This window comes from Pedobacter sp. 05T44 (assembly GCF_056395985.1).
On sequence record NZ_JBFTKO010000006.1, the window covers coordinates 200,198 to 226,861 of the forward strand.

The following is a 26,664-nucleotide window of genomic DNA, read 5'->3' on the forward strand; positions in this document are numbered from 1 at the left end:
TCATGACCATAAAAGAAGCCCTTTCAACCAAAACAAGATCGCTTAACGTAACTAGCGAGGAACTTGACTTAGCAATACTTGAAGCAGGATTGGATGGCAGTGCCACATATAGCCCTGAGACAGATGGTAAAGCGGTTGATATGATTTGGGCGGGGCTTCTTTTATCTACCATTCAAACGGTAGAGGTTAAAGAGGATGATGTAAGCATTAAGTATTCGTCAGACTTGCGTGGGATATATTCATGGATAATGCGCAAGTGGGGGATGGTAGATCCTTTTTTACCAATTAAACCAACTGTAAAACAAAGACTATTCTGGTAATGGATTTTCAACCGCACATAGCTACCTGGAGCGTACCAGGAACGGAGCCACAAACAGATCCGGAAACTGGATTTCCAATTCCTACTGAGGATATCACTATGTCTGTTCCTTGTAGGTACCATTCTGAAAATGGCAAACAGTTTACGAATGAAGTTAATCAGCCTGTTTTTCAGAAGGGTAGAATCAGATTTGTAAAGGGATCTCAAATGCCATCATTATATGAAAACATTAAGGTTACTGATGGTGATGTGGTAGTTTTTGAGGGCCCAGTTATGGAAGTTTATCGTGGACAATTAGGATGTAGATGTGATGTTTAGTATAGAGGCAAATTTTAATCAAAGCAAGATTCATTCGTACATAGAAAAGCGAATTGAGGAGCGTGTTAATGAAATCGTTGCTTTTTTACGCGAAAAAGGTACCGAGTATACTACAGCCGCGAGGAATAAAACATTAGCCGGTAAGCCATATACCAATAGGACTTTCAATTTGGTGTCATCAGTTGGTTTTGCAATAGTTAGGCAGGGTAAAGTTCTTGAGTCATATTTTCCTTTGTTAGAATCAGGCGACGAGGGACGGAAGAAAGGAGAAGCCACAGCAGAGAGAGCAGCGAAAGAATATAGTGAGTCTGATGATGTCGCATTGGTATTGGTCGCTGGAGAATATTACGCGAGTTATGTTCAGGAGACGTACGATTTTGATGTTACCAAACTGGCATCTGGAGCTTTTGCTAAGTTTCTACGAAATCTATGGAGGAATAAGGAATGAAAGACGGTATAGACATGGTTCTTGATGTTAGAGGATTAATAGATGTACCCTCGTTCACAAGTTTAATCGATGGTGAAGTTTATGGTAACATTCGTCCTGACAACAGTATAAAGGCAGATGTCGTAGTGACTGCGCTTGGCGTGAACGATGATCCTGATCAAGACGGAGCCGGAAACATAAGGTTATATGTTCCAAAGATAAAACAATCCGGTATAATGGTTACAGATCAGACCAGGCTACGGGAACTCGGCAAAGTGATAGTAGGCCTAGTAGATAATCAGTTTAAACCAACATTTAGAGTATGGATAGATGAACGTCCAAAATTTAACAGAGACGCTGATGGTTCATATCATTTACACATGGGATATCAGTACCATTCAATTCGAGAAAACACAGGTATTTAAAAACCGCCTTAGGGCATTAAAACAAATAAATTATGGCAACATATGCAGTAGGCGGAGTAGAAAAAATTAGAGTCGCACCCGCAGTAACAACAGAAGCGGCAATTACAACTGGATTAGCTTCAGCGGTTCAGTTAGAGTATGTGGCGGACGCAGTTGCGTACACCCGGAACTCTGACACTTTAACTGATCTTGTTCCGGAGGATAAAGATGTTGCGTTTGTAACATTCGCAGCTCCAGGAGAAGCCGATCAAATCACAATCGGATTACTTCAACAGGACCCAATTGTAATGGCGATGTTCGAAAACATTGTTTACACATCAGCTACCACAAAAATCGTGAACCTTGCTAAACGTAAAGTCGCTAATGTAATGTTAGAGATCACAACTCGCAGCATGAAAGATGGTCGTAAACAAATTATCGTACTTCCAAACGTAGCAGTGACTTTAAGTTATGTGAACAACTTAAATAAAACATCGTTACAGCAATTGCTTTTAACTGGTAAAGTTGGTTCATTCAAAACCACTACTACTTTACTTGATGCGATTTCAATCAAAACTTGGGTAACTGAGGCAGGAGCGCCAATTGACTCAACAACTCCTTAGTCATGGTTAAGGTAGAAGTAGTTAGCGATTTTTTTGTAGAAGCTACAAGATCACATTACGTTACTGGATGGAAAGGAGAGGTATCAAATGATCTCGCTCAAAGACATGGAGAAGAGGGGACTGGCTTTTTGAAAGAGTTACCAGAAGACGCAGAATTGACTCCACTACCAGAGACTTTATCGAAAGCCGCTAAATCTAATGACGGGAAAAAGATTAAAAAGTAATTAAAGTTGTCCCAATCAAATAAAAGCCCTGCCTGTCTCAGATAGGGCTTTTTAATTTCAACTACAAAATGGAACAGAATTTTATTCTACAATCAATAGCAGACACTTTTACAGGAAAGCCACTTCATAAACTCACAATTCCAGTGAAAAATGTTCAGCCTCCTAAAAAAATAATCGTGAGTGCTGCTCAACCTATAATAGTAAAACGAACTATATGGGATAAGATATTCAGACGGCCAATTGCACCGCAGTCATATACGGAAGAAATTGTGAGATATGAGGATGCTGAAACAAGTAGAACATACGAAATAAAACCCTGTGTAGTTGCGAATATGTACCGTGTCGCTGGACGGGCCTCACAATTGCCAAAGGCATTGTATTCACATAAAAGTGATAATTTAAAATTCATTCCAGAGCACATGCCTACTATCGCTTATATAGTTGCGGCAGCTATTCAAAATAATCACTTAGAGCCAGATCAAGAGTTAATTCAGTTTATTGAACTAAACCTTGATGCTGATGAGATGTATGAGGCACTGAAAGCTGTTTTTAGTAGTTTAAGAATGGATTCTTTTACGAATTCTATCGTCTTAATKACAGGAACAGTAGGGATACTGGATCAACAGACGAGTCCAGCGGACGGGAGCGAGTTAATAGCCTCCCTCATTCAAACATCGGATCAGCTTGCAAACACTTCGGGTGGTCAGAATGGGATGTAAAATGGAATCTAAGCTGGGACAACTTTGTATTGTATCTGGCTAGTATACCGAAAACAAATAGTGAGGATAAAGAAGTAATAGAAACAAAGGATTCAGACGAAATATTTTAAGTTATGGGCGAATTATTAGATTTTAAAGCAAAGGTAGATTTCACTCAAGCTAAAAGGGATATAGACAATTTTGAAAAGATGCTGGCTAAAGTAGGTGTTGCCCCTGCAGCTTCCACATCAAATTTCACTCAGGCTAATGTCGGTATGACTAAAGCCATCCGGGATTCATTACTGGAAACCGAGCGGTTAAGGCAAGAGAATCTGCAGTTACAGAACCAATGGCAGCAGGGAGCGATATCTCTAAATGAGTTAACTGCCAAACAAAAGCAGAATACCATTGCCCGACAACAGTCAACTAAAGAGGCTAAAGAGGCAAGATTAATACAAGAGCAGGTTAATGGGTCTTATTTTGCTGCTCAAGCTAGATTAAAGGCTTTAGGGGTTGAAGTGAAAAGCTATGAAAATGGCTTAAAAAAACTTACCCCGGAACTTAAGAGTAAGGTAAAAGAATACAATGAACTGAATAAATCACTCACGAAGTTTGACGAAGGTATGGGTAACCACCAGCGTAAAGTTGGCTTCTATTCATCGGCCCTAAAAGGAGCTTCTGGGCAACTCGCGGGATTCGTAGCAACGTATGTTTCTGCGGCAGCCGCCATGCAACTTATCAGTGCTACTTTTACACAGTCGTTAAAATCATCAGCAGTCAGAACTTCTTTAGAATTCACATTTGGATCCGTTGACCTTGCGGATGCTAAACTTGAACAATTACTTGATACTGCAAATAGATTAGGTGTAAATTACAATGCCCTGGTTTCTTCCTATAAATCATTTACTGGAGCTGTAGTTGCTTCAAACTTTGATTTTCAACAAGGAGAACGAATATTCAATGCAGTTGCCGGTGCGGCATCAAAATTAAAGCTTTCCAGCGAAGATACAGAGGGGGCATTACGCGCACTGCAGCAGATGATTTCTAAAGGCAATGTTCAAGCGGAGGAGTTAAGAGGCCAATTAGGTGAGCGTATACCTGGTGCATTTTCAATAGCCGCAAGGTCCATAGGGGTAACAGAAACACAATTAAACAAGATGCTTCAGAAAGGTGAAGTTCTTGCTGCCGACCTATTGCCTGCTCTTGCTACCGAACTGGAAAAAACATTTGGTTTGGAAACAACCAAAAAGGTAGAGGGACTGAACGCTGAAACAKAAAAATTCTTCAATATATTTTCGGGAGCTGTAGCCGAAAGCACGAATACCAATAAATTCTTTGAAACTGTACTAAAAGGATTCAATGAAATCTTTGGTACAATATTCAAAATGGTAAACTCTGATAGCTGGAGTGAATTTTGGACTAGGTTAACTATTGGTTCATCTGTAGCAGATACAATGAAAAGCATTAGTAAAGCTACTGAGCAAGCTAATAAAGCAATTAGCAATACATTAAACATTCCTTCCGGAGATGCAAAGAAAACCACGTTTGCATATGAAGAGTTGTCTTTGGCTTATGAAAAGGCCACAAAAGCATTAACAGATTATAAAGAAGGAGTAAAAACAGGGGCATTGGTTGATGGAGGAAAAACGAGCATTCAATCTTTAGAAAATATAGTTAATGTGACTAAAGCAAGGATGGAAGCCGTTAAGAAGCTGATTCCTGAAGCCAAAGCAACAAGCACAGAAGAATCTGCAGCAGAAAAAGCGGCAAAGCTAAAATTGGAGCGCCAGGCAGAACGGGAGGTAAATGCTCAAAGAACTTTACAGAAAAAAATAACGGATATTCAGAATGAGGCTTCTCGAAAAACACTCACAAAGGATGAAGAAGAAGTCCAGGCGGTTAAAGATAAGTTTGCAAAAATAACTGAAGAAGTCCGTGTATTCAACGAGAATCCTAAAAACAAACTTAAAGTAGATGGGTCTGGACTTGCTCCGGCAATGAAAGCTCAAATCATCTCTATTGAATATAAACAAGACACCGAGAAACTAAAAGAGTCATTAGAGGTTCAAAAAAGCCTATATGAACAGTACGAATCCTATAAAACGGAATTAGGTAAGAAAGCTGCTAATGAACGCTTCGGTGCCGAAATAAATACTAGTAAAAAATATGCTGATATCTTACAGGACGAATATGATAAAATCTTAAGTTTCGGTTCAGCAAAAGGTTTTACTGGGGCTATGACGGAGAGGATGAAGTTCTTGGAGCTTGGAATTAAGGCCGAGGGGGTAGTTGAGCAAAAAAGGCAGGATGATTTAATTAAATCTCTTAGATCATTCGAACAAGAAAGACTATCGCTAGAGGACCAATATAAACAAGACAGAATTGATGTATTAGCAAAAGGCGGAAGCGAGGGACTTGCAGAACTGGATAAACAACATGCGACAAAACTTGCTGCATTAGGTGATGCTCATTTAAAAGAAATTGATGCGTTTAAGGAATTGTATGCAGGAATAGATCGGCTGTCTGATGAAAATGCACTAAAAGTCGTCTCTAATGCTGAGGACGCTTTAAGTCTCCTTAAATCTAAAGGAGTAGTTATAAGCAAAGAATTAGAGTCTGAACTGAAACAATTATTTGGAGATTCCAAAGAAGCCATAGCGGATAGATTACCGGATCGGCTTATAAATCTGGCAAATCAAATTGATAATGTTGCCGGCGCTGTTTCAGGTGTTGACGAGAACTTCGGGAAATTACTTTCTACCCTAGGAAACGTTGTAGGCCAGGTTGGTAATATCAAAAAGGATATGGCCGATCTGCAGAAATTCAGTGGGAAAGGAAAGAATGGGTTGGAGGACTTTAGTTCTATTGGACAGTTAGCCTCCGGCTTTGCTATTTTTAGTGCAGGAGCATCAATATTCTCATCTATTTTCAAGTTGTTTGATAAGTCTGCGCAACGTGAAGCTGAGGCTAAATATGCAAGAGATATTCAAAATAGACAACAAGAAGCTTCTAATAAGCTGTTAGAACGCCAAATTTCACTTATAGATGAAGCTTACGGAACAGATAGGATTTTAAAGTATGACCAGGCTTTAAAAACAGCAAGAGAAAGTGAAGCAAAATATGCTGCTGACGTTGCTGATAATTTTAAAACCACTGGTGATTTATTAACAGATAGCTTCTTAAAGCAAATAAATGAAGGTGTAGATCCGAAGAAAATATCCGGAGGGGATTTCTTTAAAAGGGACGCGTTCCTTGATAAGTTTTACAAAGGACAACTTAGTAAGATTGGTGATATTTCAAAATTAACAGTTCAGGAGTTAAGTGCTCTTGCTGAGGGTGGTCCAATCGATGAAGGCACTCAAAAACTAGTAGAGAATTTAATAAATGCGAAACAGGCGGCTATAGATATAGTAAATAAATTAAATGCTGAATATGTAGGACAATCTTTGGATTCCTTGGCCGACAGTTTCATTTCTACACTGACTGATGGAGTTGGGGATTTCGGCAAAACATTTGAAGAAACTATACGTAAATCTATCCTGAATGGGTTTAAGAGTAAGTTCATCCAAGATCAGTTACAGTCCTTTTATACAGAATTTGCTGACTTGTCAAAAGGAGGATTGACTAAAGAAGAAATAGCGACCTTAAAGTTATCCTATGATAAGGCTACTACTGCAGGGGAGCAGAGGCTAAAGGATTTAGAAGCCATATCAGGAGTTAAATTAACCGACACTGGAGGCGGGAATCAACCCGAAACCATGAAAGGCCGTATCGAATCGATCACCTCTAACCAGGCAGATAAATTGGAAGGCGTATTAAGAGGAACTCAACTTGCTACAATCCAAGTAAGGGACTTATTAAAGCCAATTGGTATGACCATGGGCGAAATGTTGGAGATAGGAAGGGGTAAATTAGCATCATTGATAAAGATCGAGCAAAACACGGGGAAAACGGCAACGAACACTGATAGGTTGGAGAAAATCGAAACAGCGTTGGTGAGTATCGATAAGAAGATGAACGACAATAAAAATGCTTTGTCAGGCAATGGGTATGTTTAAAACAACTATAGGGTTAGGATGTTAAATCAGGCTGATATAAATGGTATTGAGGTATATGACGCCTATGGTCTTTGGTTCACAAACGGACTGAAGAGCATGGAGCGCCCTGCCGACCTTAAAGAAGCCGAATCTCAAAGCTGGCCTGAACGTGATGGTCGTGAATATCGGTTGACCACCAAGCTTGATGATTATGATGTATCTCTGGATAGTGTGTTGAGCGCACCTACAATGGCTGAGTTCTTAGTTAAGAAAGCAGCATTATTTGCAGTGTTAGGCAATGGATTAATCAAGGAGTGGTTTGTATACTCAACTGGCGTCACTTATAATATCAAATACAATCGTGCTACGAATTTCGATTTTATCAATACCGTTGGAGCTATAAGCGCAAAGTTCAATATTGAACTAACAGTGACGCTTCAACAACAAGAAGAAACAATTTATATACTAGACGGGAATGGCTGAGCAAATAGTAATTGGTAGGATTCAAATGCGTAGGCGTGTTGCCGTTTTATGGTCTGCGCTTAATGAGATATTAAAGGAGGGAGAGATTGGTGTTGTTATTGACACTAACCCTATCAAATTTAAAATAGGCGACGGATTTACTCCATGGAATGATTTGCCATTTGCTCAAGGTGAAATCCCTCAGGGGCAGTATGCCGGGCGGGCAACCCCTTCAATGAATCCTGGTACGCAAACCACTCCAGTATATTATACGGCTAATCAGGCCGGTACATATACMAATTTTGGAGGCGTTATTTTGCCTGCCAATTCTCAGGGGTATATTAATTGGACAGGTTCTGTTTGGACAATTGACTATTTCACGATGACCCTAGATAATTACCTGCAAAAGACAGGGATTAATACGAGGCCCGGCGGTAAGAATGAAGCTAATACTGCACGAGTTGTTCAAGGTTCAATAAACTCATTAGGTAATTTAGGGAGTACTACTAATGTAAACCGGAAATCGATAGTTGGGCAACCTGTTATTTCGGGTCAGCATTATAAATTGTCGGGGATGGCTTTTGCTTCAGGCAAAAGTATTGCTTTTAAAAATGCATCCAATGTTTTAGTGGGCACTGTAATTACCGGGTCTGCGATTCCTGCCTCATTAACTGCACCAACTGGAGCAGTAACTGTTGATTATACTGTTAGATTAGATGAGGCTAACGATGCGGGATGGGTTAACCTACAATGGGAAAAGGGAGATGTTGCCACATCGTATGAAGCCTACATCCCATTAGCATATTCGATAGATGGAAAATCATTCTCCGCTAAAGCTCTTGAAGCAGGTAATTCCGTGACTGACCCTGTTGATTCGTTTAATGCGACAAACAAAGGGTGGGTAGAAGTAAATACACTACTAATTTCAGCTATCAAATCAAGGGCTATAAGTTTAAACTTATTTAACCCTAAAAGACTCGATTATAACGGGGATTGGAGTGAAGGAGGGTTTCTTTATGATTATGCTATAAGTAATATAACTGGAAATTTAACCCCAAGTCCAGGATGGATAACAGCGATTACCCGTATGACCAAATTCCCGATTCCAACCCCATATGCATTCGGAGGAATAAATCTCGGAGGAACCGGTAATAGTTCATTTTACAAACGTAGTCCAAGTGAAGGTCTGCCGAATACAGATCACAAATACAACGGTACTTTTAATTCTGGTGATACAAAAACTTATACTTCTGATGCTGATTCAAAATATTTAGGGGTAACGATTAGACGTCCTTTAGATGCTGATTCAGTATGGCAAGGTACTGCACGCGTTAATGAGGGTAGTGTATTACAACCATATGATGTTTTCAAACAGGAAGCCTATGAGATGGCTGGAAGAAGTTTAGCCAGTAGTGGAGGTGGAGGGCAGACATTTGATCAGGACCTAAATAAAGCTGACAGCCCTGAATTTGTTGATTTGTCCGTTTCATCACTTCAAACAGGCGCATTAATTGCCTTATTACCTGAGGGAGCAGGCACACCACCAGTTGGTGTGGTAATTGGTGATGCGTGGATTGATACAACTAATGACTCCATAAAAGTTAGGAGAGTATGATGAAAGTAAAATTCTGGCCTAAGGGTATGGGTATAACTACCAGGATTTGTAATCATCGGTACGATGCTGTAATGACATTTTCACACCAGACTGATGATAGATATCAGAATAGTATTTTTGCTGCTGAAGAATATGGCTTTAAAAATAATTTCTGTTTAGGTGCTTTTGTAAATAATATAACTGGAAATTATAGCGTAGGTATCTCTGAGGCTGAAGCCTCTGGTTTAATGAGGCATGACATATATTATCCAACTGAATATTGGAAAAATCCAATTACAGGAGTAATTCAAGTTATTCCTGATTGGGGTGTAACAACGTGGACATCAGCTGGTGCCGCCGTATTTCCTGTAACTGCCGGAACTACCAAGGCAAACAGGTATCCGAACCATGGCCAGCAAATGTACGATCTAAGTGCGGGAGCGTACGGATATGATGTTATAAATTCGGTATCAGGTACAAGTAATTTGAGTGAGTACGTTGGTGTGATTACCTATGTTCAGAACTGGCTAAAATCCCTTACAGGTAGATCGGTATCTGGTGGTAGTTATCGTCTTGGTATTACCAATATGTTTCCTCTGCAAGCTCCGAGATGGTTAGGTGTTAGAAACAGCGTTCCATCACCATCTGTAAATGGCGTTACTGGAAATACATTTTATGGCAATAGCAAGATTTCTGGCAAACTAGGCATACCAACGAGCTCAATATTTTCCAGACAAACATGGAATACGTACCCATCAACCTCAAGATGGTGGGATATGTGGAATAATGATGGTTTCACTAAAGCGCAAGCAACTACCTATATCCAGGCTCAAATTGCCTTAACGTTAGCAAACGGTGGTTGGTATAGGGATTTTTGTCACTGGCACGCGGCAAAGGCAGCAGTATCAGGTATAGCTTCGTTAGATGAATTTTTGAGCGTTGTCAGATCGGCTGTTGGTTCAAATTTCATTCACACTTGCAGTAATGGTGAGGCATTGGAGTACATGTACTTAAGGGAATTATCTCATCGTGCTACTGCTTATGAGTTGAATGGAGATGTTCATATAGTTGTTGATATGTATGATCAATTTAAGTCAACTTCAACCAGTGGAATACTTAATGATGTTCCATTAGATAAAATCAATACGCCTTTAACCATAAGCATTGATCTTTCGGCTTCTTCTCTTGCAKGGAAATTCATTTCATTGAATTACGGCAAGGCGATAAGTTTGGGTAGTGACCAATATTTGATCGAGGTGCCTCTTCTTTCGAAAGAAGAGGGTTTTATGTCAATAAGAATCAAAGAAGTAGTGAGTGCCAATTATAGAACATTAGCTAGGCCAACAGGATCTTTCAGTATAACGGGTGGTGTACTTTCAGGAACTACAAATATGCTTTGTAAAATAGTATTATTTAGTGTTGCTACTGGTGGTGCAGAATATGATAGTTTACCATTTTATAGAAGTTTACAATATGCAACTTCTCATTCGGTTGTTGTCCCTGCTGGTAATGATTACAGAGTAGGTATAATATCAGAGAGTGGTCAGGCTAATTTGGTAGTGGTTTAGTAGTTTATTTTCTATTCACTTGGGCAGGCCTAAACCCTAAACTATACATGTATAGTTCAGAATACCTAAATGCTACAACTTCTAGATGGGCTTGGTTTTTATCAAAATTTGATATGTCTTTAGTAGTCCAAGTTGAACCACCTATTAATTTTGGGAATAATGAAGGTGATATTTCGACATGTGAAGTAATAATTTCTTCATTTAAATGATTTTTTAATACTCTGTAGTCAGCAGGTGAAATTGAGGTTGATTTTACATCATGACCTTCATATCGATATACTATTTGCAGACGTACGACCGCTGTCGAGATCCCGCTTGTTGGATTAATGCAAAACAGTCCTTCTGGATCTACGTCGAAGTAAATTAACTTACCACTTTTATCGATTGGTTGCCTGTTAATAAAGTATCTTTTGTACATTTCGGATCTCCCTAAAATAATTCCATCCTTCATAAAAATGTAACTGAAGTCATCAATTTTATTACATTCTGTAGGTGCATTCTCGAGGGATGCTAAAAAGTTTAAAAAACAAGCGTGCTCTGTCTTTATCACGGGTATGGATAGTTCCATTGACCATTTCTTTTTAATAGCTGAATGAGCAGAATAAACCTCAATTCTTTCCTTTTTTGCATAATCAATAGCTGGCACAGAAAAGCCAGTATTACAAATTAAAATACCTTTTTGAGCCCTAACATCTTTTATAACCGACTTAAATTGACCGATTGTATTCACGTCTGCCTTTCTTGTCCAATCTTTGACTTGCACTATTATTAATATATCTATATCTAATATTTTAGATCTAATTGATAAKTCTATTTGCCGTTCGATTCCTGTATCCAATCCAAAAATATGGTCATCTTGAGTTATGATTGCATCGCCTTCTAACTCCTTATAGATTTGTTCAACTAGTAATTCGTATTCTTTTCCTTTTTTCATAAAAGAGCGTTTAATTTGGAAAAATTAACAATATCAATCTTCACCCAAAACTAAGTCTTTGAAAAATGCTTCAAGATTAGTATTGTCCAGAAAAATATCGGAGTCTTTAAATACTATTTTTTGCATTATTAATCTAAGGATATGATCAATCGATATCGAAAAGTCAATCAGCACCTGGTTGTCTTTATGTTTTTTGCTATCCAATGCTTGACCATGCATAAACTTAGATCTTACATCGTAAATATCTTTTACTGTTTTGTATATCTCTTTTTTAGTTTTTGAGGCTTCTTGATGTATATAGAATGCTACACGTTCAGCAACTTTGTGAGATATTTCGCTTCCGTCCGTTGTGAATAAGCATTCTAATGCTCCTGCGTAGAACGATATTTTTAATACGGGATAGGTAGCATCTCTAGCATGGTCTATAAAGAGGAAAGCTCGAAACATTCTGGACGTCTTAGTGAAATCAAGATAACTTATTTTAGAGCCCATCATCTTTCCTAAGACATCTTCATGCGGATTTTTAATATCTGGACGTTTAAACTCTTGTAGTTTGAATGATAAAATCTGCTTAGATTGGATTAACTGTTCAATAAGCTGCTCTGGTCTGTATGTTATCTTATCGAATAGTCCTGATGCATTTGAATTAAGGGAAAGAGTGTAATTTGTGGAGGTGAACAGCGGATGAAGTACCGCGGAAAAAGGACAGAAAATGCTATTATCTGTAAACATCCAAAAGATGGGCAAGGAACTTCTGGACGCCTCAGAAAATTTACGAAATCTTTCAGGTAATATTAGCTTTTCTTCATCATGTATAATCTCTTTCCTTATTATAAAAAAATCAGCATTCATTAGGTTTTTGTACGCTTGAGTGCCAATTTGTTCAATAAATAATTTGTTAGTAGTTAGATTCTCAACAAGTTTTTTATCATTAGTATATGTTAAACCCATGTGGGTAAAAGAAAAAAGCTCTCTGATAATTAGATTATCAATTTTACTTATAAATATGGCCTCCATTAATTTAGAATTAGGTATTGAATATACGCATTCCTTACCAATCATTCCAAGTAAGCTTCACAAGTCCTCTACCCTTTATACCAAAGGTATTTTTGTATGTGAACTACTCCATCAAACGAAATACATACGAGATTGCTAATATAAGGCCGACTGGACAGCAGGAAAAGGAGATCATGACAAAGGATATTGTGCCTATGTCCTTCAATGTACCGAATGCTATTCACTTCCAAATTGGGGATTATGTTGATGTATGGGGAGAACGTTATGAGTTGTATGAATTGGCTGAGCCAACTAAAAACCACACTCAAAATTTCGACTACAGTCTAACCTTCAAAGCGCAATGGTATAAATTGAGCAAATGGAAGTTCAGGGGATATGATGGCGAAAACCAACTTAAAGTTATAGAGTGGCAGTTTACGGGAACTTTGTTAGACTTCCTGACGATGATTGTTGTCAATGCCAATCGAAACCTTGCTGGCTGGACCATTGGGGATTGTGATGAGTCTGAAATGCAAACTTTGTCCTTCTCCGGAGAAAACATTCTACAAGCCATGAGCCAGATTTGTGAGGCTTTTAAAACAGAGTGGAGCGTAACCAATCAGGTTATTCATTTTGCAAAACGCGGTGAAGTTACGGGGTATAAGTTTGAATACGGATATGATAAAGGATTAAAGGGTGGCTTACGTAGAACCAATGTTGATTCAAGCAATGTGTTCAGCAGATTGTTTGTTCAAGGTTCAACTCAAAACCTACCTGCTGATTATAGGTTTGGCCAGAAGCGATTACAATTACCTGCTGGTATGGACTTCATTCAGAGTACGAAATACGGCCCTGATGAAATTGAGGCTGATGTGGTGTTTGATGATATACGTCCGGAACGAATAGGTACAATCAGCGCTATAGATGGTATATTCAAATTCAGCGATAGTGGTTTAGACTTTGATATCAATGAGCAACTATTACCAGGTTTATCAGCTAAGATTTCATTCTTGTCTGGTTCACTTACCGGCTACAACTTTGAGATTCAAAAAGGGGGGTATAATCCAACTACCAAGCAAATCACCATTGTTAAAAGTGATTTAGAAAAAGAGTCCCTGCCAAATGATACTTTGCATCCACAGGTTGGTGATACGTATTACATCTTCGATATTGAAATGCCTGATTCCTACGTTACTGATGCTAGTAATAGGTTATTGACAGCAGGAGCAGAGTATGTAACTAAAAATGCACCACCTAAAACAGCTTACGAAGTATTGCCTGACCACTTCTACTTTGAACGAAATAGCACTGTTTTACGCTTAGGTGATTTCTACGGGGTGAAAGATCTTGACTTGTTACTTAACAAGGATATCCGGATGATTGGATATGTTAGGGATTTGCATGAGGAGTTCAAATACCTATCCATGCAATTGTCTGATGTGGTTAATTCTGCAGAGATCGTAAGACAATACAATGAAACTGCTAAGGTTAAGAAAGCATTGAACCTCAATAAGATCATGAATGTTCAGCGTAGCCGAGAGAACTGGAAAACTACCATGCAGTTGACTACATTGCTAGATACGTTGAAAGCGGAAATGTTGTTGATCACTGTTGATGGAGGGGCGTATCAAACTAATATAACCAGTACCACAACCCTAACAGATTTCATTGCTACTGATGGACATGTGTTTCATGAACAGTATACTGAGCATAAAGGTATTTGGGATGTGACAGGACTAACAGCCAGCCTTGTAGATGATATTCCATACTATATTTATATACGTGCTTCACGGGCTGCCAATAGTGCTCAGGTCATAAAGTCGCCTACTAAGATTGCTGTTGAATCGGATCCTTTGTTATATTACTTCCCGTTTGGGGTGATAAGTTCGATTATCGATGGTGATAGGTTTTTTACTTCGTTAAGGGGGTATACAAGGGTTACTGGTGGGCAAATTGCAACCGGTGAGATTGTGGCCAATAATGGAGTAAGCAATATTAACCTTGATAAGGGCACCTTCAACTTTCAAAATATATTGGCTCAAATCGCATTTACTGAGGAGGGGGTGGTGTTGAACGGTAAAATAATAGCTACTTCTGCTGAGTTTATTGATTTAATTGTTCAAAACCTTAGGACCAAAGCCACAGGAAAGCGGGTACAGATACTGGAATCAGAGAATAATATAGAGATATACAATGCCTTGGAGCAGGTGTTGATACAGTTGGATGATGATAGTGCTATCGAGGGGACATATCAGACATATGATGCACCAGTACTAAATCCAGATGGGTCATATCCCAAGGATTACTTATGGAAGAAACCAACAGGAACACCTGGGGAGTTTAGATATACCTATGCTATTTTAGGGCCCGGAGTGTCGGTTGGAGTTTCTCCTACAGATGCTAATGGATATTCAACATTCGGAAGAAAAGAGATTTCTACAAATGGAGTGTTTAAGGCAGGCTTTGATGATGCAGAACAAACAACAATATCAAAGGACGGCATTACCACGACAGGAGATTTCACTGTTGCAGGCAACGTAGAAATAGGTGGAGATATAACTTTAGATGGAGATCCGGTTTTCACTGGCGATATCGAGTATTTGAATGGCGTTGGTACAAACGCTTTCCTAAGAGTGAAAAATGGTTTGATAACAAGTCCAACTTAAGATATCTTCTTACTATTAATCACTTTATGCACAGCATCGCTATTAATTTCTGGCTTATCGCATTTCTTTTCGCAGCTGGTAACACCTAGAATCACACATACTGCTAATACAATTGTTTTCATAGATTAAATGTGCAACTATTGTTTCACATTATCAAGTGTTTGTGAAACTTTATTTTCACAGATGTATTTGCTATATTTGAATATGGACTTCAAAAAGTACATTATTGAACAAACAGCCGTGGATTTAGGATACATTGCAAGAAAGATGTGGCCTGATAATAAATCAGCAAAGACTTATCTTAGCAGGAAGTTAAACGGAACCGATGGAAGAACCTGGACTCAAAAGGATAATGAACTCGCAAAGAGGGTTCTGAATGAATTGGGTATTGAGTTAGCCAAGCTTTAAACTTACCAACACTTTCAAGTAAGCCTCACAATCCGTATAGTTAGGTTCGTGGAGGTAAATTTGTGTAACACCTAAAAAGGTGGTTTATACAATGGGAAAATTATTTACTGGCATAGATTCATGGCTAAATACAGAGCCTAACCTTCCTAAGGAATTACAAGAAGCATTACGACATAATGGGTTAACCGAAATTGCAGGGGAAAAGCATAACCCAACAATTATTGGATGGCTAAAAGAGTTAGGGATATTTGGTTGGATCAAAACCGATGAGTCGCCCTGGTGTGGCGTTTTTAAAGGTATTTGTGCCCTTAGATCAGGCTGGTTAAAATTGCCTGCTCCACAAGTTGCTGCTGCTATTTGGTGGGCTACTTGGGGACGAAAAGTAGAGATTAAAGACGTATGCGTTGGCGATACATTGATTAAAAGCAGGGTTGGTGGTAATCATGTGACCTATTGTATTGGCGAGAACGATAAATACTTTCGTACTTATGGCGGTAATCAGTCAAATATGGTATGCCCTGGATGGATGCTAAAATCAGAGGTAACTCATGCTCGCAGGGCAATATGGAATTCAAGCCAGCCATTGGGAGTTAAAAAACATTATTACGCAAACCTAGACGGAACACCGGCTAAACTTAGTGAGGCCTAATGGAAGAAAATCAATCCCCTGTCCCTGGTAGCAAACAAGATATGATCGATCGTAAAGGTGCATGGATCGAACGGATGTTTGACCGCTTGTTTGGAGCAATACAAAAGAACGTCCAAGGGACTATTCTCATTCTCTCTGTTGCTTTAAACTTCTGGCAGTTCAGTATCAACAATGATTTGCAACAATTGAGAATTGCTGATATCACCACCCTCAATGAAAAGATCAACAAGGCCGTTGAGCAACGCGTGAACTCAAAGGTTACTGAGCAGATGCTTCCCATACAAGCCCAACAAGATAGTTTAAATAAAACTGCAGATACTTCATTTAGAAAACTCAATGAAACAGTTAATTCATTTAAAGAAAAATACATCAATAAAAAAATCAAGAAATGAAATGGATTTTAATATTACCCCTGTTTGCATTATTGTTGGCCGGGGCCAAACCGATTTACGTTGAACCATTGAAACCCTACCAACGAGTAGTTGTTCCAATCAATACGAAAGTCGATAGTATAAATACAATATTTCAGGAGTTGGGTGTTATAATCGAAAAACCATGAAACGGATAGTCTACCTATTATTCGTGATCGGCCTACTTGCATGCAGTGGTTGCGGGGCATTCCGAAAGGTGTTCAAATCAAAACAGTATTCTATCCTTACCAGTCAAACTGAAACTAAGCGGGATAGTGTAGGGCTGACTATTGATAAAACCATTACTACGATTAAAGAACAAGCAGATACTGTGATTAATGTTCCTGGTAAAGTTGTTCAGCAGCCGGTATATTTAAATAAGGATAGCTTAGTTAGTGGTATCATGGCTATACAAAGCGATCTGGTAGATGTTCAGTTGACATTAGATCCATTGACGGGGATATTAACAACTAAGGCTACGCTACATCCACAGCTCATACCGATTAAGTTTGATAGGACGATAATTAAGGCAAATGATATAACCTCATCGTCCAATGTTAAGGGGATGAGTAAGGCTAGTAACAAGCATGAAGAGGGTTCAAGTATCGTTGATAAAGATCCGATACATATTCCTTGGTGGACTTGGTTAATAGGATTTTTGGTAGTAGGAGCATCGATATGGTATTGGAAACGTTAATGGAATTAGACTGTTTTATGTAATTTGTTATAGGCGCCCGATTACACTAAGCTTAAATATAAAATTTTAAACAGATTTGTAATTGCTATCAGATTATTTTTTGGTTAATTTTATTAAAAACCAAGTATATGTCACAAGTTCTAAAAGCGTCTCGAACAGAATTAGAAAAAGCCAAACAAAGGCTGGAAGAAATGAAAGGAGAGTCAAACCCAGTAAAATTTGAAAGTTATTGGAGGGATTTTTTAAATTATATAGAAAAATCATGGCAAAAGTCCGAATTCGAATGTGACCATATAAAAAACAAATTTATACCATGGCGCGGGTCATATGTTAAAGCTAGAAAAACTGACCCGCTATTACAATACTTGAATCAAGCGCGCGATTCAGATAACCACTCAATTCAGGAGGTTGTAGTAAAACAGCAAGATAGGGTTAATATCAGACCATCGAAAAGTGGCGACCTACACATAAAACAAATGGTAATTGTAGACAATGTTTTGGAAACCTACGATGGAGATCCAATAGATATCATTGCTGTTCCTGGCAGAATAGAAGCGATAAGCGTTGTAAATAGAGGTGTGGCATTTACTCCACCTAATGCGCATAATGGACAGCCAATAAAAAGGCACAAAGACCCAATAGAGATAGCGGAATTAGGTATAGAATATTATGAGAGGTATTTAAAGAGAATCGAGGAGAAATTCTTTACCTAACTCCTTTGTTATTAAAAATAACATAGTTTTAAATCAATGGTATGCTATTAATCCCCAAAAATATCATCTGCAGCTTTATCCAACACATCATCTTGCCTTATATCATTTAAGTAGATCTGGTGTACAGCCAATGTACTATGTCCTAATAATTCCATTGTTACCATTGGATTATTAATCTTATCGATAGCCATACGAGCAAAAGTATGTTTCGCAATGTGAGAGGATAAGGGTTTTTTAATTCCGGCCATGACCGCCAGTACCTTCAAATTCTTATTAACAGCTGTTGTACATACTTCTTTATGCTTCAACCTGGCCCGTTCGTTTTCAAACTTTGATAGCTTTTTATTAGGCCTCCATGTAAAAAATGGAAATAGCTTATCGTGCTTGCCAGAATACTTATCCAATATCTCCTGAGCGCGGGGTATTAGTTTTATCGTTAATCCCTTCCCGGTCTTATCTGCCGTATACATAAACCGGCCATCTTCAAATTGTTTTGCCTCTGCTTGTAGTAAGTCTCCAACTCTTATCCCACGCAAATATACCTGCATAAGGAAAATATCACGCGTGGCGGTAAGCAGATCATCATCAGGTAATTTTAATTCTTCCAATGCCTTTAATTCAACGCTGGTTAGTTTAAGTTTTATTGTTTTTTCTGATGCTACTTTAACCTGTTTAATCTCCCTGGTTACGCCTTTATCTGAATATCTTAATATAATCCCACGAAGCTGCTTAATCTTCATGATAATCGTATTATTTTTATTCCCCTTAGATACATAGTTGGATATCAGGTTATCAAACCACTTCTCATCGATATCAGATAATAGTACGCCCGTTTTAACTTGTTTTTTTAAAGCAGAAATCTTGTCATAATATCCTGACTTAAATTCAGCCTTCAACCGTTCCAGTTCTAATTCTATTGCTTCACCCAAAGTAAGCCTCCGTTTTTCTGAGAAAATATCTGAAATACGCAAATCACCAGACTTCAGATCGTATAGTTCCTTTTCAGCTTTTGCGTACTCCGTTGAAATATAGGAATTGATACGAGCAGCATTGGTAACATTTGTTTTTACTCGATTGGTTTTGAAATTCCAGTTATCTGATTTACACCTGGCAATAACTTTCTTCTTAACCCGACCATCAATAATGTACTGTAGCACGATTGGATGCGTATTATCGGTGTAAAGTTTAGATGTGTACATGTGGACCTTAAGACTGGCTTTCATGGTGTAAATGGGTTTTTACTTATGGTGTTTCCTTGGTGTAAATAAAATGCGTTGGATATTGTGGTTAGGTGCAGCAAGTAAATATAGAAAAAATGCTTTGAAACAAGAAAGGAGTGGTTTAGAACTTGTCTTAACCACTCCTTTCCATTTAATCCGTGGACCCGAAGGGAGTCGAACCCTTGTCCAGTTGTGTGATAAATTATGCTTTCTTCATGCTTATTTTCCAATTAATTGTAGGGATCTGGCGGGCTGGAAACCGACCTAACCTTTCACCTTAGGTACTTTATCTCACAAATGTAGCGTACCTTACAAATGCCAGCTTCGTTATTTCGATGCTCCGGATTCTAGCCTAACGATGCAGCAGCTAGAGGAACAAAAGCTTATCTAATTCTAAATTAGGCAGCTAAGGCGTAGTTATTTTCGCCAATTATAGTTTGAACGTTATCTTTTAAGTGCTCTCCGTACAACGCACTGCATGCTTACATACTCAGCGCCACCCTGTCAAATCCAGAACGAGCCCATTATATGTGCTGATGGTGTGTGGTTAACTACTCCTTTCAAACCATCAGCTTAGATACAAAAGTACTAAAATTATGCCATAGTTCTACCAGGATATTGTTTTAATGCAATATCCAGACAATCCATAGCACTATTAAGGTCGGCGGTATTTAAGACATAAGCCATTCTAACCTCGTTTTTTCCATAACCTTCAGTCGAATAAAACCCGGTAGCAGGAGCCATCATAACGGTTGCGCCATCATGAGTAAAGCTTTCCAGTATCCACTGACAAAATTGATCAGCATCATCTATTGGTAATCTAGCTACAACATAAAAAGCACCGCCCGGATTAGGGCAAAACACTCCTTCGATAGCATTTAACCTTTTTACCAATGTATCTCTTCTTAAGGTATATTCTTTGTTTACCTCCTCAAAATAGCTATCAGGGGTATCAACTGCTGCTGTTCCGGCAATTTGTTCAACCATACCCGGACTTAATCTGGCCTGGGCAAATTTTAATGCCGATTGGATTACTTCTTTGTTCTTAGTGATAATACAACCTAATCTTGCACCACAAGCACTGTAGCGTTTAGAAACGGTATCTATTACCACTACATTTTCATCTATTCCATCGAGGTATAAAGGAGAGATAAATTCTCTGCCATCATAGCAAAACTCTCTGTAAGCCTCGTCAGAAAACAAGAAAAGGTCATATTTTAAGCAAAGAGCTTTAAGGGCTTCCAGCTCTTCCCTTGAGTATAAATAACCTGTAGGATTATTTGGATTGCAAATAATAATACCCCTGGTTTTATCGGTAATTAACTTTTCAAAATCAGCTATTGGAGGGAGTGCAAAACCATTTTCTATATGCGATAATATTGGTTTTACAACCACATTACTCATGCAAGCAAACCCATTATAGTTGGCATAAAAAGGCTCAGGAACAATAATTTCGTCGCCTTCGTTAATACAGGTCTGCATGGCTATGGTGATAGCTTCAGATCCGCCTACAGTTACCAAAATATCTTCAGGGGTAATGTTGTACCCAAGTTTATTATAGTATTCGGCAAGTTTAGTTCTATAGGTCAGTGTACCTTCAGAAGGAGTATAGGCCCACACATTGAATGTAATATTTTTGATGGCATTTAACATCACTTCCGGCGTCGCTATGTCAGGTTGTCCAATATTTAAATGGTACACCTTTTTTCCGTCCCTCTTTGCCTGATCAGCAAACGGGGTTAATTTTCTAATTGGCGAAGCGGGCATTTGTACCCCTTTCTCTGAAATCCTTGGCATGGTACAAAAGTAAAAAACCTCGTTGATTAACGAGGTCTTTTCTTAGAAATATCTTTATTGGATTCTATTTAGTGCTTCCAGCTACAGTTTCGCCTTTGATGTAAAGAACTTTAGTAGTTGTTTTAGCATTAGAAGTTATAGTAATGCTTTTGCTAAATGGAAGTGCTGCAGTAGGGTTATAAGTAACTTTAATTGTTCCTGTTTCTCCTTTTTTGATTGGAGTTTTGGTGTATTCAGGTACTGTACAGCCACAAGTTGTTTCAACTTTGCTAAGGATCAATGGTTGATCTCCTATATTAGTKAATTTAAAATCTACAGAAGCAGGTTTGTTCAAAGGGATTTTTCCAAAGTCATAAGTCTCTTTGTCAAATTTAAACTCCGCTGGTTTAGATTGAGCATTTGATGCAACACTTATTCCTAAAATTAATGTAAATAGTAATAATAACTTTTTCATCTTATGTGGGTTTTAAAACAAATTTAATGTTTTAAACGATAATTCAAAAAGTATTCCAATATATAAATTAACTCACACCGTTAAGTCATACTTTAGAATTTATGTATCTTTGCCCCATAACTGATTTGCTTATGACGCCAAATAGTAAACTTACAACGAACCCAATTGATGCTTCAGAGTTAAGTTTTGATGATTTCAAAACGATTGTTATTAACGACTATAAAATAGCTTACGAGAGTAGACAAGCTAGTTTATTAGGACGTAAAGAAGTGTTGACGGGTAAGGCGAAGTTTGGAATATTTGGTGATGGTAAGGAGATTCCTCAGATAGCAATGGCCAAAGCTTTTAAAAATGGCGATTGGCGATCTGGCTACTATAGAGATCAGACTTTTGCCTTTGCAACCGGAATTTGTACACTAAAAGAGTTTTTTGCTCAGTTATACGCAAACCCAAGTGTTGAGGCTGATCCTGCATCTGCCGGGCGACAAATGAATTGTCACTTTGCTACCCGTTCACTTAATGAAGACGGTAGCTGGAAAGACCTGACGGAGATGAAAAACTCTTCGTCTGATATTGCGCCAACCGGTGGTCAAATGGCCCGTTTAGTAGGTTTGGCCTATGCTTCCAAATTATACAGGCAAAATCCCGACTTAAGTTATCTTAAAAATTTCTCGGTAAACGGCAATGAAGTTGCGTTTGGTACCATTGGTAATGCCTCTACTTCCGAGGGGGTGTTTTTTGAAGCTATTAATGCTGCAGGTGTTCTCCAAATTCCAATGGCTATGTCTATCTGGGATGATGCTTATGGAATCTMAGTTCCTGCCAAGTATCAAACTACTAAAGAGGATATTTCAGAAATTCTAAAAGGATTTCAAAGAGATGAAGATGCAGCCGGCTACGAAATATTTAAAGTAAGAGGCTGGGATTATCCGGCACTGTGCGAAACCTATCAGCGTGCTATAGATGTATGCAGAACTGAACATGTTCCCGTTTTGATACATGTTACAGAGGTCACTCAACCACAAGGACACTCTACTTCCGGTTCTCATGAGCGTTATAAAGATAAAGATCGCTTGGAGTGGGAGCGTGAGTATGACTGCAACCTGCAGATGCGTAAGTGGATGCTTGAATCAGCTATTATTACAGAAGAAGAAATTACTGAGCTGGAAGCAACTGCAAAGAAACTTGTACGTGAAACCCAACGAGAGGCATGGAATGAATTCTTAGCTACCATTAAAGTAGAGAAGGAAGAGGTAATCGATATGATCAACAGAATTGCCAACGGCAATCCTGCTATCAGTAAAATTGCTTCACTACTTGCCAGTACGCCCGATGCATTGCGTAAGGAGGTTGTTTCTTCAGCAAGAAAAACATTACGTCTTAGCATTAATAACCCTTCTCCAGAGAGAGACAAACTGATAAACTGGTATAATAGCCAGGCCTCTTTAAACGAAGACAGGTACAATTCTAAGCTATTTACCGATGGTATAGAAAGTCCGTTATTGGTTAAACAGGTGGCTCCCGAATACACTGAGGAAAGTAAAATGGTAGACGGCCGTGAATTACTGAACGCTTGCTTTGACGCTAATTTTGCACGCGATGAGCGTTTAGTAGCCTTTGGTGAAGATTTAGGCGCAATAGGCGACGTAAACCAGGGTTTTGCAGGCCTGCAAGCCAAGTATGGTGATTTAAGGATCACTGATACCGGTATTAGAGAAATGACAATTATTGGTCAGGGTATTGGTCTGGCTTTGCGCGGTTTAAAACCTATTGCAGAGATTCAGTACCTCGATTATTTACTATATGCACTTAATATTTTAAGTGATGACCTGGCAAGCTTATCTTATAGGACTAAAGCCGGTCAAAAAGCGCCTGTTATCATCAGAACCCGTGGACATAGGTTAGAAGGCGTGTGGCATTCAGGATCTCCAATGTCTATGATTTTGGGCTCATTAAGAGGTTTGCATATATGCGTTCCGCGTAATATGACACAGGCTGCAGGTATTTACAATACCTTATTCAGATCTGATGAACCTGCTCTGGTTATTGAATGTCTGAATGGATACAGGTTAAAAGAAAAACTACCGGAAAATGTTGGCGAATACACTGTTCCTCTTGGAGAGGCAGAGATCGTAAGAACAGGAACTGATGTTACCATTGTATCTTATGGAGCTACTTTAAGAGTTGTTGAAGAAGCAGCAGAAGAATTAGCCCAGTTAGGGATTTCAGTTGAAATAATCGATCCTCAAACACTACTTCCTTTTGATACAAAACGGATTTGTGCAGAATCTTTAAAGAAAACAAATAAGTTATTGGTAGTTGATGAAGATGTTCCGGGTGGAGGCGCTGCATTTATTTTACAACAGGTACTTGAAGCGCAAAATGGTTATTACCATTTAGACGGACAGCCAAGAACGCTTACTGCTAAAGCTCACCGTCCGCCTTATGGATCAGATGGAGATTATTTTAGTAAGCCATCTGTTGATGATATTATTGAAACCGTGTATCAAATTATGCACGACAATAACGCATCAAAATACCCTTCTATATTCTAAAAACAGACTTGCCAGAGAAGATAACTCTTCAGAGTTATCTCAGACTCTGATCAGAGTCAACTTAGACTCTCCTTAGACCATGATCTAAGGAGAGTCTAAATTAACTTTGTTGATTTTCTGTTATGCTAATTTGCTTGATCTGTTTCGAAGCAAATGATCGGCTAGCACTAATGCTGCCATTGCCTCAACAATTACAACTGCACGAGGTACAACACATGGATCGTGTCGGCCTTTACCTTTAATTTCTGCAGCTTCGCCTGCAGCATTTATGGTTTGCTGATTGTGCATAATTGTTGCAACCGGTTTAAAGGCTACTGTGAAATTGATTTCCATTCCGTTAGAAATACCTCCCTGGATTCCACCAGAGAAGTTGGTAAGCGTTTTAGGCCGACCTTCATTTGCTAAAAAGATATCGTTATGCTCTGATCCCCTCATTTCGCTTCCGCTAAATCCAGACCCATATTCAAAACCGTGAACAGCATTAATGCTTAGCATAGCTTTACCCAGATCTGCATGAAGTTTATCAAATACAGGTTCACCTAAGCCAACAGGGCAGTTTTTAACAATACAATTGATCTTTCCGCCTACTGTATCGCCATCCTTGCGAACGCCATCAATAAATTCGATCATTTGATTTGCGATAGCGGGATCTGCACAGCGAACGATGTTTTCTTCGCGGATAGCTAGCAAATCAGCGATGTTTTTACTTTCAAGATTAGGTGCTTCGATTTTGCCTACTGAAGATACGTGTGCAAAAACTTCAATACCATGATGTTTTAACAACAACTTGGCAATAGCYCCTGCTGCAACGCGGGCAGCTGTTTCACGAGCTGAGGAGCGTCCGCCGCCACGGTGATCACGAATGCCATATTTAGCATCATAAGTATAATCGGCATGAGAGGGGCGATAAACATCAGTATTGTGGCTATAATCTTTACTGCGCTGATCCTCGTTTGGAATAAGCATTGCAATTGGCGTACCTGTACTTTTTCCTTCAAATGTTCCTGAAAGAATCTGCACGGTATCGCTCTCCTTTCGTTGAGTAGTAATCTTAGATTGCCCCGGTTTGCGTTTATCTAACTCTGATTGAATAAAATCAAGATCGATGGGCAATTGCGCCGGACATCCATCCAGAATAACACCAATGGCCACACCATGTGATTCCCCAAAGGTAGTGATGCGAAATAATTGCCCGAATGTGTTGCCTGCCATTTTAGAATTATTTTATGTTTTTAATTAAATCTCTGTAACTGTAAACCCTGCTTTTACTAAATCTTTCCAGAAATCAGGATAAGATTTTTCTACAACATCCATTTCTTCCAGAACAACTTCGTTTATGACCAGACTAAGCGGAGCAAAAGCCATCGCCATTCTATGGTCTTCGTAAGTAGCAAAAGATACCCTTTCAGGGAAGTTTAGCTGATCGCAGTTCAGTGTATAAATAAAGTTGTCTTCATTTAAGGTTACACCAATCTTTGAAAGCTCATTTTGTAAAGCCAAAACACGATCAGTTTCTTTGATCTTTAAGGTTTCCAGACCCGTGAATTTAAGGTTTTTTCTTAAAGCAGCGGCACATACAATAATGGTTTGTGCTAAATCCGGACAATCTTTTAGATCAAGAATATCATCATTAAAGTTTGTTTCAGTGGTTGTAAGGTTAATTCCTTTGCTGGTTTTTGCTGTTTGTACCCCAAAGGCACTCATAATTTCTCTGATACGACTATCGCCTTGCAAGCTTTTATCTTTTAGATAAGGCAAACCGATCTGTGCATTTTCAGCAAGCGCTGCTATGCTATACCAATAAGAAGCTGCACTCCAGTCGGGTTCTACTGCAAGTGTAGCCGCTTCAAAAGTCTGTGGTTTAATGGTAATGTTGTTTCCAGACCATTCATGCACAATACCAGCTTCCTGAAGCATGTCTAACGTCATTTTAACATAAGGAAGAGAGGTTAACTCACCTTCAATCTGTAGCGTTAAACCTAGCGGTAAAATAGGCGCAATCATTAATAAAGCTGAAATATACTGACTACTTATATCACCTTTAATCTTAACGGTATCAGTGCTTTGTTTTAACGGACCATTGATGTTTAACGGAGGGAATCCATCTTGTTCAAGGTAAGTAATATCAGCACCGATGTTTTTTAATGCTTCAGCAAGAATACCAATGGGGCGTTGTTTCATTCTTTCTGTTCCTGTTAATAAAAAATTACCAGGTAGGGTAGAGAGCATGGCTGTTAAAAAACGCATTGCAGTACCCGCAGGGCCCACATCAACGGTTTGTTGATGTGGGTTGCTTTGCGAGATATTATTTAATATACTGTTTAAAGTAACAGTATCAGCAGCATTAGACATATTATCAACCTTTACAGTCCCCTTACTCAAAGAGCTGATAATTAATGCTCTGTTACACTCACTCTTAGAGCCTGTAAGTGTAATTTCTGTATCTATTTGTTTGCTTCCTTTAAAAGAAACAAGCGCATGTTTACTCATT

Annotated in this window: 25 protein-coding genes and 1 other RNA gene; 18 read left to right on the plus strand and 8 right to left on the minus strand. The window is 38.8% G+C overall.

The features are described 5' to 3' along the window. Nucleotides 1-2 precede the first annotated feature (2 nt). The 11 genes from AC1DDK_RS12420 (at nt 3) to AC1DDK_RS12470 (ending at nt 10,674) form a co-directional block, all read left to right on the plus strand. Nucleotides 3-320 (plus strand): DUF6706 family protein, encoded by a 318-nt coding sequence (locus AC1DDK_RS12420; protein WP_477611964.1) that lies wholly within the window; start codon nt 3-5, stop codon nt 318-320. Next, a complete protein-coding gene (locus AC1DDK_RS12425) occupies nt 320-637 on the plus strand; it encodes a hypothetical protein (RefSeq protein WP_477611965.1) in 318 nt (105 codons plus the stop codon). The genes AC1DDK_RS12420 and AC1DDK_RS12425 overlap by 1 nt, the downstream gene beginning before the upstream one ends. Further along, nucleotides 630-1,085, plus strand: coding sequence for a hypothetical protein (locus tag AC1DDK_RS12430; protein WP_477611966.1), 456 nt, complete (start codon nt 630-632; stop codon nt 1,083-1,085). Before AC1DDK_RS12425 ends, AC1DDK_RS12430 begins: the two co-directional genes overlap by 8 nt. Next, nucleotides 1,082-1,489 (plus strand): hypothetical protein, encoded by a 408-nt coding sequence (locus tag AC1DDK_RS12435; RefSeq protein ID WP_477611967.1) that lies wholly within the window; start codon nt 1,082-1,084, stop codon nt 1,487-1,489. Before AC1DDK_RS12430 ends, AC1DDK_RS12435 begins: the two co-directional genes overlap by 4 nt. Before the next feature lie 32 nt (nt 1,490-1,521). Next, nucleotides 1,522-2,091: a hypothetical protein gene (locus AC1DDK_RS12440; RefSeq protein WP_477611968.1), complete on the plus strand. Its 570-nt coding sequence runs from the start codon at nt 1,522-1,524 to the stop codon at nt 2,089-2,091. A 2-nt stretch (nt 2,092-2,093) separates the two neighbouring features. Then, a complete protein-coding gene (locus AC1DDK_RS12445) occupies nt 2,094-2,315 on the plus strand; it encodes a hypothetical protein (RefSeq protein ID WP_477621745.1) in 222 nt (73 codons plus the stop codon). A gap of 68 nt (nt 2,316-2,383) precedes the next feature. Further along, the gene (locus AC1DDK_RS12450) at nt 2,384-3,034 is read left to right on the plus strand and encodes a hypothetical protein (RefSeq protein ID WP_477633934.1); all 651 of its coding nucleotides are present in this window, start codon (nt 2,384-2,386) and stop codon (nt 3,032-3,034) included. Nucleotides 3,035-3,147: 113 nt separating this feature from the next. Continuing rightward, nucleotides 3,148-7,071: a tape measure protein gene (locus tag AC1DDK_RS12455; RefSeq protein WP_477633935.1), complete on the plus strand. Its 3,924-nt coding sequence runs from the start codon at nt 3,148-3,150 to the stop codon at nt 7,069-7,071. An 18-nt stretch (nt 7,072-7,089) separates the two neighbouring features. Further along, nucleotides 7,090-7,533, plus strand: a complete 444-nt coding sequence (locus tag AC1DDK_RS12460) for a hypothetical protein (RefSeq protein ID WP_477611972.1) — start codon at nt 7,090-7,092, stop codon at nt 7,531-7,533. Next, a complete protein-coding gene (locus AC1DDK_RS12465; protein WP_477611973.1) occupies nt 7,526-9,127 on the plus strand; it encodes a hypothetical protein in 1,602 nt (533 codons plus the stop codon). Before AC1DDK_RS12460 ends, AC1DDK_RS12465 begins: the two co-directional genes overlap by 8 nt. After that, nucleotides 9,124-10,674: a hypothetical protein gene (locus AC1DDK_RS12470; RefSeq protein ID WP_477633936.1), complete on the plus strand. Its 1,551-nt coding sequence runs from the start codon at nt 9,124-9,126 to the stop codon at nt 10,672-10,674. The genes AC1DDK_RS12465 and AC1DDK_RS12470 overlap by 4 nt, the downstream gene beginning before the upstream one ends. A 4-nt stretch (nt 10,675-10,678) precedes the next feature. Here AC1DDK_RS12470 and AC1DDK_RS12475 read toward each other — a convergent pair whose 3' ends face one another. Beyond that, nucleotides 10,679-11,608, minus strand: coding sequence for a restriction endonuclease (locus tag AC1DDK_RS12475; RefSeq protein WP_477633937.1), 930 nt, complete (start codon nt 11,606-11,608; stop codon nt 10,679-10,681). A gap of 33 nt (nt 11,609-11,641) precedes the next feature. Next, nucleotides 11,642-12,625, minus strand: a complete 984-nt coding sequence (locus tag AC1DDK_RS12480) for a hypothetical protein (protein WP_477611976.1) — start codon at nt 12,623-12,625, stop codon at nt 11,642-11,644. Nucleotides 12,626-12,798: 173 nt separating this feature from the next. Here AC1DDK_RS12480 and AC1DDK_RS12485 point away from each other — a divergent pair, with 173 nt between their 5' ends. The 6 genes from AC1DDK_RS12485 (at nt 12,799) to AC1DDK_RS12510 (ending at nt 18,147) form a co-directional block, all read left to right on the plus strand. Then, on the plus strand, nt 12,799-15,270 hold the full coding sequence (locus AC1DDK_RS12485) for a phage tail protein (RefSeq protein WP_477611977.1): 2,472 nt from the start codon (nt 12,799-12,801) through the stop codon (nt 15,268-15,270). A gap of 204 nt (nt 15,271-15,474) precedes the next feature. Beyond that, the gene (locus tag AC1DDK_RS12490) at nt 15,475-15,678 is read left to right on the plus strand and encodes a hypothetical protein (protein ID WP_477611978.1); all 204 of its coding nucleotides are present in this window, start codon (nt 15,475-15,477) and stop codon (nt 15,676-15,678) included. Nucleotides 15,679-15,769: 91 nt separating this feature from the next. Next, entirely contained in the window at nt 15,770-16,327 is a 558-nt protein-coding gene (locus AC1DDK_RS12495) for a TIGR02594 family protein (RefSeq protein WP_477611979.1), read from the plus strand. Continuing rightward, entirely contained in the window at nt 16,327-16,719 is a 393-nt protein-coding gene (locus AC1DDK_RS12500; protein WP_477611980.1) for a hypothetical protein, read from the plus strand. Before AC1DDK_RS12495 ends, AC1DDK_RS12500 begins: the two co-directional genes overlap by 1 nt. A 163-nt stretch (nt 16,720-16,882) precedes the next feature. Next, nucleotides 16,883-17,434 (plus strand): hypothetical protein, encoded by a 552-nt coding sequence (locus AC1DDK_RS12505; RefSeq protein WP_477611981.1) that lies wholly within the window; start codon nt 16,883-16,885, stop codon nt 17,432-17,434. A 128-nt stretch (nt 17,435-17,562) separates the two neighbouring features. After that, nucleotides 17,563-18,147, plus strand: coding sequence for a hypothetical protein (locus tag AC1DDK_RS12510; protein ID WP_477611982.1), 585 nt, complete (start codon nt 17,563-17,565; stop codon nt 18,145-18,147). A gap of 47 nt (nt 18,148-18,194) precedes the next feature. On the opposite strand, the gene AC1DDK_RS12515 is transcribed toward AC1DDK_RS12510, so the two are convergent. From AC1DDK_RS12515 to AC1DDK_RS12530, 4 genes are all read right to left on the minus strand, one after another. Beyond that, nucleotides 18,195-19,370, minus strand: coding sequence for a tyrosine-type recombinase/integrase (locus AC1DDK_RS12515; protein ID WP_477611983.1), 1,176 nt, complete (start codon nt 19,368-19,370; stop codon nt 18,195-18,197). Nucleotides 19,371-19,523: 153 nt separating this feature from the next. After that, nucleotides 19,524-19,890: a transfer-messenger RNA gene (gene ssrA / locus AC1DDK_RS12520) on the minus strand. Nucleotides 19,891-19,961: 71 nt separating this feature from the next. Next, nucleotides 19,962-21,164 carry a pyridoxal phosphate-dependent aminotransferase gene (locus tag AC1DDK_RS12525; RefSeq protein WP_288878955.1) on the minus strand — a complete coding sequence of 401 codons (1,203 nt, stop codon included), beginning with the start codon at nt 21,162-21,164 and terminating at the stop codon, nt 19,962-19,964. Between the two features lie 64 nt (nt 21,165-21,228). Further along, nucleotides 21,229-21,618 (minus strand): DUF1573 domain-containing protein, encoded by a 390-nt coding sequence (locus AC1DDK_RS12530; protein ID WP_477633938.1) that lies wholly within the window; start codon nt 21,616-21,618, stop codon nt 21,229-21,231. A 131-nt stretch (nt 21,619-21,749) separates the two neighbouring features. On the opposite strand from AC1DDK_RS12530, the gene AC1DDK_RS12535 reads away from it, so the two are divergent. Further along, complete coding sequence (locus tag AC1DDK_RS12535; protein ID WP_477633939.1) at nt 21,750-24,173, plus strand: alpha-ketoacid dehydrogenase subunit alpha/beta; 2,424 nt, start codon at nt 21,750-21,752, stop codon at nt 24,171-24,173. 120 nt (nt 24,174-24,293) lie between these two features. Here AC1DDK_RS12535 and aroC read toward each other — a convergent pair whose 3' ends face one another. Continuing rightward, a complete protein-coding gene (gene aroC, locus AC1DDK_RS12540; protein WP_172659739.1) occupies nt 24,294-25,385 on the minus strand; it encodes a chorismate synthase in 1,092 nt (363 codons plus the stop codon). Nucleotides 25,386-25,409: 24 nt separating this feature from the next. Then, a complete protein-coding gene (gene aroA, locus AC1DDK_RS12545; RefSeq protein ID WP_288878958.1) occupies nt 25,410-26,663 on the minus strand; it encodes a 3-phosphoshikimate 1-carboxyvinyltransferase in 1,254 nt (417 codons plus the stop codon). Nucleotide 26,664 lies beyond the last annotated feature (1 nt).

What these genes read in the sequence shown, in the direction of transcription:
- AC1DDK_RS12480 (WP_477611976.1), bottom strand. Translation starts at nt 12,625, where the DNA reads ATGGAGGCCATATTTATAAGTAAAATTGATAATCTAATTATCAGAGAG.
- AC1DDK_RS12430 (WP_477611966.1), top strand. Translation starts at nt 630, where the DNA reads ATGTTTAGTATAGAGGCAAATTTTAATCAAAGCAAGATTCATTCGTAC.
- AC1DDK_RS12510 (WP_477611982.1), top strand. Translation starts at nt 17,563, where the DNA reads ATGTCACAAGTTCTAAAAGCGTCTCGAACAGAATTAGAAAAAGCCAAA.
- AC1DDK_RS12445 (WP_477621745.1), top strand. Translation starts at nt 2,094, where the DNA reads ATGGTTAAGGTAGAAGTAGTTAGCGATTTTTTTGTAGAAGCTACAAGA.
- AC1DDK_RS12495 (WP_477611979.1), top strand. Translation starts at nt 15,770, where the DNA reads ATGGGAAAATTATTTACTGGCATAGATTCATGGCTAAATACAGAGCCT.
- AC1DDK_RS12525 (WP_288878955.1), bottom strand. Translation starts at nt 21,164, where the DNA reads ATGCCAAGGATTTCAGAGAAAGGGGTACAAATGCCCGCTTCGCCAATT.
- AC1DDK_RS12490 (WP_477611978.1), top strand. Translation starts at nt 15,475, where the DNA reads ATGGACTTCAAAAAGTACATTATTGAACAAACAGCCGTGGATTTAGGA.
- aroA (WP_288878958.1), bottom strand. Translation starts at nt 26,663, where the DNA reads ATGAGTAAACATGCGCTTGTTTCTTTTAAAGGAAGCAAACAAATAGAT.
- AC1DDK_RS12425 (WP_477611965.1), top strand. Translation starts at nt 320, where the DNA reads ATGGATTTTCAACCGCACATAGCTACCTGGAGCGTACCAGGAACGGAG.
- AC1DDK_RS12460 (WP_477611972.1), top strand. Translation starts at nt 7,090, where the DNA reads ATGTTAAATCAGGCTGATATAAATGGTATTGAGGTATATGACGCCTAT.
- AC1DDK_RS12435 (WP_477611967.1), top strand. Translation starts at nt 1,082, where the DNA reads ATGAAAGACGGTATAGACATGGTTCTTGATGTTAGAGGATTAATAGAT.
- AC1DDK_RS12420 (WP_477611964.1), top strand. Translation starts at nt 3, where the DNA reads ATGACCATAAAAGAAGCCCTTTCAACCAAAACAAGATCGCTTAACGTA.
- AC1DDK_RS12500 (WP_477611980.1), top strand. Translation starts at nt 16,327, where the DNA reads ATGGAAGAAAATCAATCCCCTGTCCCTGGTAGCAAACAAGATATGATC.
- AC1DDK_RS12485 (WP_477611977.1), top strand. Translation starts at nt 12,799, where the DNA reads ATGACAAAGGATATTGTGCCTATGTCCTTCAATGTACCGAATGCTATT.
- AC1DDK_RS12515 (WP_477611983.1), bottom strand. Translation starts at nt 19,370, where the DNA reads ATGAAAGCCAGTCTTAAGGTCCACATGTACACATCTAAACTTTACACC.
- AC1DDK_RS12505 (WP_477611981.1), top strand. Translation starts at nt 16,883, where the DNA reads ATGAAACGGATAGTCTACCTATTATTCGTGATCGGCCTACTTGCATGC.
- AC1DDK_RS12440 (WP_477611968.1), top strand. Translation starts at nt 1,522, where the DNA reads ATGGCAACATATGCAGTAGGCGGAGTAGAAAAAATTAGAGTCGCACCC.